General features: G+C 44.7%; 7 protein-coding genes. 1 reads left to right on the forward strand and 6 read right to left on the reverse strand.

From position 1 onward, the window contains the following. Positions 1-286 precede the first annotated feature (286 nt). The 6 genes from DEM91_RS10795 to DEM91_RS10820 form a co-directional block, all read right to left on the reverse strand. The gene (locus DEM91_RS10795) at positions 287-3,493 is read right to left on the reverse strand and encodes a S41 family peptidase (protein ID WP_249858923.1); all 3,207 of its coding nucleotides are present in this window, start codon (positions 3,491-3,493) and stop codon (positions 287-289) included. Between the two features lie 48 nt (positions 3,494-3,541). Next, complete coding sequence (locus DEM91_RS10800; protein ID WP_249858924.1) at positions 3,542-4,567, reverse strand: hemolysin activation protein; 1,026 nt, start codon at positions 4,565-4,567, stop codon at positions 3,542-3,544. 6 nt (positions 4,568-4,573) lie between these two features. Beyond that, on the reverse strand, positions 4,574-5,407 hold the full coding sequence (locus DEM91_RS10805) for a phosphorylcholine transferase LicD (protein WP_249858925.1): 834 nt from the start codon (positions 5,405-5,407) through the stop codon (positions 4,574-4,576). Between the two features lie 10 nt (positions 5,408-5,417). Further along, entirely contained in the window at positions 5,418-6,428 is a 1,011-nt protein-coding gene (locus DEM91_RS10810) for an NAD/NADP octopine/nopaline dehydrogenase family protein (protein WP_249858926.1), read from the reverse strand. Beyond that, complete coding sequence (locus DEM91_RS10815; protein ID WP_249858927.1) at positions 6,429-8,255, reverse strand: aminotransferase class I/II-fold pyridoxal phosphate-dependent enzyme; 1,827 nt, start codon at positions 8,253-8,255, stop codon at positions 6,429-6,431. Between the two features lie 69 nt (positions 8,256-8,324). After that, positions 8,325-9,776 (reverse strand): lipopolysaccharide biosynthesis protein, encoded by a 1,452-nt coding sequence (locus DEM91_RS10820; RefSeq protein WP_249858928.1) that lies wholly within the window; start codon positions 9,774-9,776, stop codon positions 8,325-8,327. 314 nt (positions 9,777-10,090) lie between these two features. On the opposite strand from DEM91_RS10820, the gene DEM91_RS10825 reads away from it, so the two are divergent. Next, on the forward strand, positions 10,091-10,480 hold the full coding sequence (locus DEM91_RS10825; RefSeq protein WP_249858929.1) for a hypothetical protein: 390 nt from the start codon (positions 10,091-10,093) through the stop codon (positions 10,478-10,480). Positions 10,481-10,912 lie beyond the last annotated feature (432 nt).

Genomic DNA, 10,912 nt, shown 5'->3' on the forward strand with positions numbered 1-10,912 from the left:
ACCCCGAAGTCCAATTTTACTGGGCTTCGGGGAGGATATTTATGCTCTTTTGAGTTTTACCGGACAGCAATAATAAATATAGAGCATCAGTTCCAACAGGTTTATGCCGAATTAACCAAGAATAGTTTGTAGATTTCCAAATGAGGTTTGAGCATGGTGTCCATGCTTCTTTAGGATATCTCATGATAAAACCTATCTGAAAGTGTCAGGCTTTGGACAGCTTCAGATAGGTTTTCATTTGTGTTACTCCATTGTCTAAATCATTTAGGCAATGGTGGTTGCAACATTATTTCTTTAGCATCTCCTCAACAGCCCGTTTCAACTGTTGATCGTTGCCATTGATATAATCCTCAGGAGTGTTGTACACTTCAATGTCAGGATTGAGTTGTGTGTTCTCTCCAAAGTTGCCTCGCATGTCTCGGCAACCTACTTGTGGGATGCCAAAGACCATGGTATTGTCGATGAGTGTCTCCCACCAAACGGCGGTCATAGTACCAGCAACTGGCGTACCAATCAGTTTTCCAATGCCCAACTCCTTGTACACGAACGGGAATCCATGTCCATTGCTGTAGTCATCTTCGCACACCATGACACACGAAGGCTTGGTCCATTTGTTCCAAGGGTCTTTTCCAATGAACTGTCCACGTGGGACAAAACTCTGATATTGCTTGCCTGACAGCAGCGTACACAAGTCATCGTGCAGCCAGCCGCCACCATTGTGTCGCTCGTCTACAATCACTGCCTCGCGATTTCTGTTCTTATCGCTCAGCAATTCATGGAATACAGTGCGGAAACTCTCGCTATCCATGGCCTTGACGTGTACGTATGCCAACCGTCCATGCGACAGACTATCTACCAATTGGCGGTTCCTGTCCACCCATCGTCTGTACAGCAATTCGTCTTGGTAGCCCTTGCTAATGGCCTTAACCGTTACATCGAAACGCTTTTTGGTGGTGGGATTGTACACCGATACCCTGACATTGCGGCCAGACTTTCCGTCCAACATATAGTAGTAGTCTTTGTCTTTCAATATCGGTTCACCGTCTATCTTCTCAATGATGCAGCCTTTCGTAACCCCTGTTTTCTTCACAGAGAAAGGTCCACGATTGATAATCTCCTCAACTTTCAGTCCATCTCCATCGTAAGTTTGGTCGTAGAACAAACCCAAGGTAGCAGTGCTAAGGTTGGCACCACCGCCAAAATAGCGTGCACCTGTGTGTGATGCGTTCAGTTCGCCTAATATTTCGCTCAGCATTTCACTGAAGTCATAGTTGTTATTGATATAAGGTAAGAACCGTGCATAACTCTTTTTGTAGCCGTCCCAATCGACACCATGCAAGTCTACCTTATAAAATTTATCCTTAACCTGCTGCCAGATGTGGTTGAACATGTACTCCCTTTCCTGATAAGGCTTGTAGTTGAAGCGTGCTTCAAAGTCGACATTTTTCGACGAGTTGCTGCCTATATCTATCTTCTTGATGCCTCCTCCAGAGCATAGGTACAGATTCTTGAAGTCTTTGTCTGCCAGCATACCGCCGCCTCCAACACCTTTCAATACAATTTTTGTACTCTTATCTTGTAGATCATGTTTCCATAAATCGTAACCACCTTCGAAGGCAGCCTGATAATAGAGGGCGTTTCCGTCGTTGCTTAGCACAGCATCGCCCAATCGGCATGAGTTGACAGTGAGCCGAAGCACACGGTCGCGACAGTTGTCCAAGTCCAATTTGATAGGCTCTTCCTTCTTTTCTTTCTTCTTCACAGTCACGTCTACCGTCTTTGGCTCTTCGGCTTTTTTCTTTTCTTTCTCTGCTTCGTCGAGGAGACTCTTTTCCTCTTTCGTCATCTTGAACTTCTCATATTCATCCAAGTCGAAGAACATGATGTACACATCGTCCTCGGTTCCCCAACTTCCATGACTGCGATAGCCTGCTCGGTCGCTTTGGAAAATGATGGCTTTTCCGCCTAACACCCATTTTCCATTACCAGCATTGTAGCCACTTTGTGTGAGGTTGTAAATGGGCTTTTTACCTTCTGCATCAATCAAGGCGATATCTTGGTTGTTCCATCCTCCTGTTCCGATATAATTGGAGATGAGCCATTTGCTGTCTGGACTCCATTCAAACCAAATATCTCCGTCGCTATAAGAGTAAACATATTTACCGTCCATCACGGTTCTTACTTTCTTGCTCTTCACATCAAGCACCTTGAGCGTACCCCTGTTCTCAAAGAAGGCAATGCTTTTCCCATCGGGACTGTATTGCGGTTGAAAAGACGTGTAAGCCGAATGGATAAGGCGTTCTTCCTGCAAGTCGGTGGCATACGCAAACTGTTTCTCCGCTTTATTCTTCATGGTGGTTTGGTAAATCTGCCACAACCCTTCTCGTTCTGATGCGTAGACAATCGCCAGTCCGTCGGGAGAGAATTCAATCGAACGCTCTTGTTCGGGTGTATCGGTGATTTGTTTGGTGGTTCGATACTCGATATTAGTTACATACACGTCACCATGTAGCACGAATCCTATTTCTTTTCCGTTGGGGGAAAGAGCAATCTCTGTCGCTCCCCATGTTTTTATCTGTCGACTCAAGTCGATGTCATTACGGTCGGCAGTAATGCTCACGTTTACTTTTTGTGGTGCAGCCGACCCCATTTGGGTGTATATCTCACCGTCGTAACTGTAACAAATTCGCCCATTTTGTGCCACTGATAGATAACGCACGGGATGTTTGGTGTGGTGAGTAATTTGTGTCTTGTCTGCGCTTTTCACCCCTCGCTTGTACACATTGAAAGTTCCATCTTCCTCACTTAGGTAGTAAAAGGAGGTGCCATCGGGTGCCCAGCGTGGTGTACGATCCTCGCCATTGAAAGTAGTTAGTTTGCTAAAGTTGCCATTTTGGTTGAGCCATATATCTCTTGTGATAGGCGATTGATGATGTTTACGGAAGGGATCTTCGTATCCTTTCTTGTCATGATATAATATCTCACCCTTTTGGTTGATGCTCAAATCCTCCATGTTCACAACAGAGAAGAGTTTTGGGCGGTCGCCTTTCAAGTTCACCTCGTACACTTGTGGAAACTGACTGCTGGCAAAAAAGATGGATTTTGCCGTTGGCATGATAGCTGCACTGAACAGGATGTGTTCGTTGTCACGCCATGCAATGGGAGTTTCGTTGGTGCTTCGGGTGGTCAACCGCTTGGGTTCGCCACCGAATTTGTTCATTACGAAGATATCCAAGCTACCTTCACGACTCGATGCGAAAGCAATTTTTTTGCCGTCAGGACTCCAAATGGGGTAGGAATCGTATGCTGCATTCGAGGTAAGCTGTCGTGCCTGACCGCCCGAAGCGGGTACGGTGAACACGTCGCCCTTATACGAAAACGCAATAGTTTGCCCATCGGGAGAGATCGAAGTGTGTCTCATCCACAATGGATTGGTTTGAGCTGCCACGGATAGAGATAGTGTGAGGGCAGCAAAAATGAGTGTTTTTTTCATAAATGTAGGTTTTTTATTATTTAAGATGTTTATTCTTTTAAGCTATTGTTAGTCCCATTTGGATTTGCCACATAGTTTGCGCATCCGATTGACCATCGCCACTTTGATGCGTTTGAAATTGCCTTTACGCAAGTTGATGAACAGCTCTTCTACCGATCGTCCTATCTTGAGCCAAGGATGTCCCCAGCCCATGATGCGGAACATGCGGTGCTTGTAGCCCACGTTCTCAATGACATATCGTGGGTGTTTCAGCGGAAACGACAGTTCGTGGCGTTGCATGGTGAAGATTCCTCGAATGGCTTTGGGTAAATCGTCGTTGCTCCCACTGAGGTGAACACCGTCTTCGGTAGCTCCAGCGTTGCTGATCATGTTCACTCGGGGAACGATGCAGAGTTGTGAATGGAAGAAGATGGCTGCATGAAAAATCGTTTCGTAATAAGCTTTCCCCACCGAACGGTGATACTCGCAAAACTCAATAAAGTCGCTTTGGTATTTCCTTTCTTTAATAAGAGTTTCCAACTGCTGCCGATTGTACTTGTCGTCAAGGAACGAATATGTAGCGTTCCATTTGTCAACTACCCGTTTCCACGATGCCCAACCACTGATGCTAAAGGTGGTGGTGAAGAAATAATCATCGGGAATCCCCTGTGTTTCTTCATCGTAATTCATGCCCGCAATCATGCCGATGCGCTCATCATGTGCGTATCTGTCAAGCAATTCTTTGCAAAAAGGGAAGAACGAGAGGGCAGGCACGTTGTCATCTTCCAAGACAATGCACTTGTCTTCATGGCTGAATGCCCACTTTTGGGAGAGATATTCGGAAGGGTCGCAGCCCCTGTTCACTTCTTGGTAGTTGCGATGTACCTCACATTCCCAGTCAATCTGTTCATCATCGAGCAGCTTTCGGCACGCTTCCATGCGTGGCAAGTTGCTGTCGTTGCGTGGTCCATCCTGATACAGATACAACTTGCTGGGGCGAGCCTGTTTGATTTGTTCAAACAGGTTGCCCAGTTCCTTGGGACGGTTAAAGAAGAGTATCAGTACCGCCACGTCTGTTTTTGCAGGCTGTTTCATGTCCTATCAATGTTTGTTGGTTTCGTTATTGTATATTTCAATGCTGCCTGTATGAGGCTTCAGTTGGCTTAAATCGGGCAGCTTCATATAGTCGCCATAAATGTGTCGCAACATGCGGTCGCTGTCATGGGGAGCCATGAAGGGACGATTTTCAAACACAAGGGTTGTCAATGGGAATATATCCTCTTCGTATCGAGGATTGTGAAACGGAATCCCAAGTCCGCTGGTGATGGTCTTTGCGCCCGTGATGCGATTCACCAAGCGTAGTAATGGGTAGATAAATCTTACATTCCACGCATACAGTCGTTTCACTTTTTTCATACAATCCTCGTCGTTTCCCTTGTAGGTACGCATGAGTTTATAGGCATGACCGAAGGAAAGTTCCGAGAGTTTGTGTGTCCACATGTGTTGTTTCTCCAAAGGGAAGATATCTATATAGATGCCACGATGCTTAAAAAAGCGGTCGTAGTTGGGCTTCTCTTCGATATAAGAACAGAGGTCGCGCACCTTTGCGTAATGGTAACAATAATTTGGGTCGGTGCTATGGGCTTGCAATGCCAAGTCTTCGGGCAGTTCGTGAGGCAGAATTTCCAAAAGTCGCTCGTAATCCGAGCGCATCATCTCAATGTCCAAGTCATCATCCCAAGGGATAAAACCGCCATGCCGAACAGCACCTATCAATGTTCCACTGCTGAGCCAATACCGAATGTTGTGGCGTTGGCATATCTTATCAACCTCAACAAGGATGTGCAGCATGCGCATCTGTTGGCGGCGCAGCAACGAGCCATCGGGATTATATCGTTGGCGCAGTTCCTCGTGTGGTATGAGTGGTGTGTTCATGACAGCTGTTTTATTTTGACAATTGACGCATCCCCCATTCATAAACCTTGTCGATATGTGGAATCTCTACACCGTGTTGATGCGCCAAACGGTGAATGATAGCCAGTCCATAAGGGAAGTCTTCTGTGAAATACCTACTGGAAAAGTCGGGTTGATAACCATCCTCAACGGCTTTCATGGGCGCAGGTATGCCTTGAAAGGCAGCAATGGACGACAGTTTTTTGCTTAGACTATGTGCATCCGTACTCTCGTAATAATCAAGAACAGTGGGTATTGCGCCCTGCTTTACCTTTAATTTGCTCAATAGAGTTTGAAGTTCTTCATCCATTTGGATGTATAATTGTGCGGCTTCATCGGTCCAATCGGTGTAGAAGAGCGGCACCTCTTTATATATAATCTCCTTGTGCCAAGTGTGCCATAGCTCGTACAAGCGAGCAGTATGCAGTAGCGGATTGCTATTTGTCAAACTCGCTTCGTAATAGTTATCTAACAGATGAATGGGGGTATGCAACATTTCTTGTAATGTTTCCCTTAATGCTTCGGTAGCTTCGTCACCTCGTTCAATTGCTAAATTGAGTTGAGGCTTATAGCCCAACAACGATGCTCGACGTCCATATTGAGTGGTCCGTGCAATGAAAGGTACGCGCTGAAAGCCAAAAAGAGGAGTGGTATCGGGCAATATGTCCAAAGCCTCAAAGAAGAAGCCCGTACTCGACACGATGCTTCCTACAGGTACGTGGGGCGACAGGTACTTACTTGTTTGCTCCAGTGTGTCGTGCAGTGCATATCCCGGGAGGCACAGCAAAATCAACTCCGCAGAAGGTATTACTTCTTTGGCATGCGTACTGATGTGGCATAACTCTCCCTTTAACACCTCTCCATTGGGGGTGTCAATGAGCAAATGATGCGTCCACCGTTCGGGATGTCGTGTTAACAAACTCACCTGATGAGTGGGCTGTGCAGCCAAAAAACCAGCTACCACATGCCCTAAGTTACCTCCTCCGCAAATACATATTTTCATTTATATGGTTTCGTTTTGTAGGTTGAGCAATGCTGTAATCAGTTGATCGTTGTCCACTTGGTTGCGGATAGAGATGCGAATATAGTTCAATCCTTTGAGCGATGTCTTGCTGTTGCAATCTTTTATCATGATGTCAAAGCGTGCCAACAGCTGTTTAGTCAGTTCGGCTGCGGTATAGGGCGGTTTCACCTCGCAACAGAAGTAGTTGGCTTGGGTTGGCAGAACACGCAAAAAATGTATCTCCTTCAAGCGTAGGGCAAAGCGATTGCGCTCGTCAATGAATTGCTGACATGCTTTTTCGTATTGCGCTTGATATTTATTGTATATCTGCATGAAGAACTCGGCAAATGAATTGATGTTCCATATTGACACGTCTTTCTTGATGCGAGCAATAGTTTCACGTTGTGAGGTAGCCAAGATGCCCAACCGAAGTCCGGGGACGCCGTACGATTTAGAAATACTTTTCATGACCAACAGGTTGGGATAGGCTTCCAATGTCTCATCACAGAGAAGTGAATTGTGTAGAAAGTCATCACTAAAGTCTACAAACGACTCGTCAACCACTAACTGTATATTTCGCTCCTTGCACCATGCTGCCAGTCTCACAACATCGGCTTTGGGTATGAAGTTACCCGAGGGATTGTCCGGATTGATGAGCAACAGCATGTCTATGGACTTGTCTTTGTAGAAATTCATCAAGTCGTTGGCAGTATATTGCAGCGTGTCCAAGGGCGGAACAAACGCCACTATCTGCTCTTTTCGCAGTCGATGTGGATATTCCTCAAAGGTGGGGAACACCATGCCCACATTACCTTTAACGTTCTCCATGAGGCTCTTGATGAGTTCTGCTGCACCGTTGCCCACCACCATGTATTCTTGTTTAATGCCAAAACACTTGCCTGCCAACAGCGAGTTGACATACATGCCCGAAGGATATTCGGTCAAAAGAGTGTCAAAGTTGGCTTTCATCTCGGCTTTCATCTGCTTACAAGGAAAGTAGGGGTTTACCAAATAGCAGTAGTCCAGCATCTTTGGAAAACGCCAATGCCCACCATAGCGATAGTTATACCGCTTGAGCATCTCGTCGTCTTTAGCGAAAATGGTTTCTGCAATGTCCAAGTCTTGCACATCGTCTATCTCGTACCACTTCTCATTGCCAATGTCAAGTGCCTTAAGGTTGGTTTTATCTAACAACGTAATCACTCGCAACACCTGTTCGTAATATTCGTTATTACCCAAAGCTTTACAATAAGCATCGAGAAAAGGAACGTATTGTGTTTGCGAAAACGTTTTGCTAAACTTGTAAATGTTCACCGTTTTATAATACGAGTCAACCTCCTGATAGTTGAAAGCCTTTTTGGGAACAAAGTTTACGATGTTGCCATCACCGTCAATGCGCACCATGGTACCGTCCATCCATGTCTCATATTTGGCAACGAGGGCAATGTTGGGACGCTCGTCGGCAAGAATCATGGAGAAAAGTCGGTCAGAGAAGATGAGGTCCGACTCTATCAAGAGCGTGTCGTCTTCTTGCATTTGCTCCTTTACCAACGACAATGAATAAATATTATTGGTGCGGTCGTAAATAGGATTTTCTACATATTCTATCTTTAGAGCGTCTGCATATCGCTCTCCGATGTGGTGGATGAGTTCTTTTCCCTTATAGCCAACCACCATCAGTACACGCTTTAGATGTAATGCGGAGAGTTGCGTGAGCACGCGGTCAATGAGTCTTACCCCATTAACGGGTACCATACATTTGGTGTTTTCCTTGGTGTAGCTTCCTAAGCGACGCCCCATTCCTGCGGCTAATATAATGGCTTGCATGTGTTAAATTTCTGCTTTGATTTTCAATAATGAGCAAATATACATAAAAATATGGATTTTGGGATGTCCTTAGCGCTTTTTCTTCCATTTAGAAAGAATGGCTGTTTGGCATTCGCGGAGTATTTCTGCTTTGGCAACGCGCATGATGACGTAATACAAAACAGCTGCCATTACCACCCTGACGACTAATAATGGTAGCAGATGAGTGATGCCCAACGTGGCATAGTAGGTCACAACCATGACCCCTGATGCACTGACTGCAAAGGGTAACACATCCTTAAAAAACTGCGGAAGCGTATATCCCGTGGACTTTCTCACGAAGTAGAACCACACAAAAAGCCAACTCACGTTGAGGCACACATAGGCAATAACCATGTTGCGGATGCCGTATGGCCACAGCAATAGCATGAGGACGATTTGTAATGCGCCCAAGGCAACGGTGCAACCAAGGTAAACATTGGCTTTCCCTTTGCTGATAATGAGGTTCGACATCAGTGTGATGAGGGGGAAGATAGCCCCACTCACGCACAACAGCCGAAGGAGTTGGGCACTGGGAAGCCATTTCTCGGTAATGGTAAGCACGATGAATTCGCGCGATACCAGTCCCAGTCCCAACAAGAGGGGGAAACTGAGAAATGCCGAAAAGCGCATCATCTTGCGAAAAGCGTGCAGCTGTCGGTCGGCCTCGTTCTTCAGTTCAACGAGTACAGGTTGTGCTACTTGGTTCACTATGCTCTGCACCAACTGAAATCCCTTGCTGTCCCATTGGTAGGCTTGGTTGTATTGTCCCACGTCGTGTTTGGTGTATAACCTGCCCAACAGAATGTTCAGCACGTTGTTGTTGACTTGGGTAATGAGCGTGGTGAGTAGGATTTTGAATGAGAACTTGAACATTCGTCTCACGGGAGCAAACGAAATGTGGTGTACGGAGGGTCGCCAAGGCGAATAATGCCAGTAGAGGAGGGTACACAGCAGGATGTACACCAAACTTTGGGTGGCTAATGACCAATAACGAAAACCGCCCCACGCCATCAATACTCCCGTGACGCTCGACAGCAAAACGGCAACGATGTTGGCTTTGGCTTGTTGCTTGGCGTGTAAGTTCTTGAACAGCCATGCCGATTGGGCGGTGCCGAACGAGGCGAAGAGGATGCCTAAAAAACTGTACCGGCACAGGGATGTTAGGGCTGGCGTATCGTAGAAGGAAGCAATTAGGGGAGCGGATAGGAACAAAAGGATGTACAAGGTGCCGCCAACCAAGATGTTGAACCAAAATACAGCGTTGTAGTCATCGTGGGTAGGGGATTTCATATTGGTAATAGCAACCGTGAACCCACTGTTTTGAAGGGCAATGGCAACCAACTGAAAAATGGCTATCATCGCCATCATGCCATAGTCTTCGTCGGACAGAATGCGACCCAGCATGATGCCAAACACCACGCCTACCAATTGCAGGGTGATGTTGCTCATCGCCCCCCAAAATATACCTTTTGCCGTTTTCTCTTTGAGTGTCTCTGTCATCCGCAGGGAATTTGGTTACAAAAGTACTTGTTTTTAGGCAGAAGTACAAGTTTTTTTGAGCTGTGATACGTTTCACTTGATTTTTGAGGATTATAATGATTGGGAAAACAATAGGAAAACTTTAGCCATTGAACCACCGACTTTTTATTAAAAAACGAATAACTTGCTTGTTTCGTATTTCTTAAATGTTTATATTTGCACACAGTAGTACACTGTGACGATGAATAATAAGCTACCTATCATTGTCAATCTTTGGATGACCTTTATTAGTTTATATTTTTCTACATACCGTAAACCATAAAAAAAAAGAAGAGATGAAGAAAGTACTATTTTTATTATTGCCATTATTTCTTATATTGAATGTTGGCTGTAGCTCTGATGATTCAAAAGAATTAGAATCGTCAAATTACCCAGTATGTAAAGATAATACAGTTAGGTTCACCTTAACTGACAGTCCTGGGGAAGTGATTTTTAATACCGAGTATCATGTTTATTGCATTGTATGTAAGCTTCCTTATGGTATTGTAAATATTTACCCTCAACACAACTCACTACCTTTAAATTTTAGAAAAGCTGGAATAAAAGTTATTTTTAGCGGAGATATTTTTACAGATACACAACATCGCGGTTGTGGTAATGTTCCAGATGATTATGTTGATCCTATGTTGCATTTTGTCAAATTATCTAATATAAGAGAAAAATGATGTAAAAGAGAATAGGATTCCTTGATAAATTTCAGCGAGACCACTTATTTAGGATGTCCTAAAAATGTTGATTTTTGGGGATGAAAAATCGTCTTAAAAAATCTGAAATATATTGACAAATGCTCTCAGAATACTCGCGTATTTGTAACGAAGTGGAGACTTGCTCGCAAATACGCGAAAAATAAGAATGCTTGATAATCAGCGTGTTACAAAAATAGTGGTATCATTTAGCCGCAAAAACAGTGCGAAATAGCAGCTAAAAGCATGGTTTTGGGTCGATAAAATAATGACTTAAGGGCGTTATTCCATTAATGTAGGCTCATTAACTCAATGGAGTAACCGGTCAAAGTCATGTTTATTGTACTTTCCTAAAATCACTTGACAGTTTTTATTCACTTTTCCTAATTTACTTGTCAAATTTTTTCATTCATT

Origin of the sequence: Prevotella sp. TCVGH, assembly GCF_023522295.1 — a bacterium.
Taxonomy (GTDB): domain Bacteria; phylum Bacteroidota; class Bacteroidia; order Bacteroidales; family Bacteroidaceae; genus Prevotella; species Prevotella timonensis.

Excerpts from the sequence above, each read along its gene's own strand:
- DEM91_RS10795 (WP_249858923.1), bottom strand. The coding sequence starts at position 3,493 with ATGAAAAAAACACTCATTTTTGCTGCCCTCACACTATCTCTATCCGTG.
- DEM91_RS10800 (WP_249858924.1), bottom strand. The coding sequence starts at position 4,567 with ATGAAACAGCCTGCAAAAACAGACGTGGCGGTACTGATACTCTTCTTT.
- DEM91_RS10810 (WP_249858926.1), bottom strand. The coding sequence starts at position 6,428 with ATGAAAATATGTATTTGCGGAGGAGGTAACTTAGGGCATGTGGTAGCT.
- DEM91_RS10805 (WP_249858925.1), bottom strand. The coding sequence starts at position 5,407 with ATGAACACACCACTCATACCACACGAGGAACTGCGCCAACGATATAAT.
- DEM91_RS10820 (WP_249858928.1), bottom strand. The coding sequence starts at position 9,776 with ATGACAGAGACACTCAAAGAGAAAACGGCAAAAGGTATATTTTGGGGG.
- DEM91_RS10815 (WP_249858927.1), bottom strand. The coding sequence starts at position 8,255 with ATGCAAGCCATTATATTAGCCGCAGGAATGGGGCGTCGCTTAGGAAGC.
- DEM91_RS10825 (WP_249858929.1), top strand. The coding sequence starts at position 10,091 with ATGAAGAAAGTACTATTTTTATTATTGCCATTATTTCTTATATTGAAT.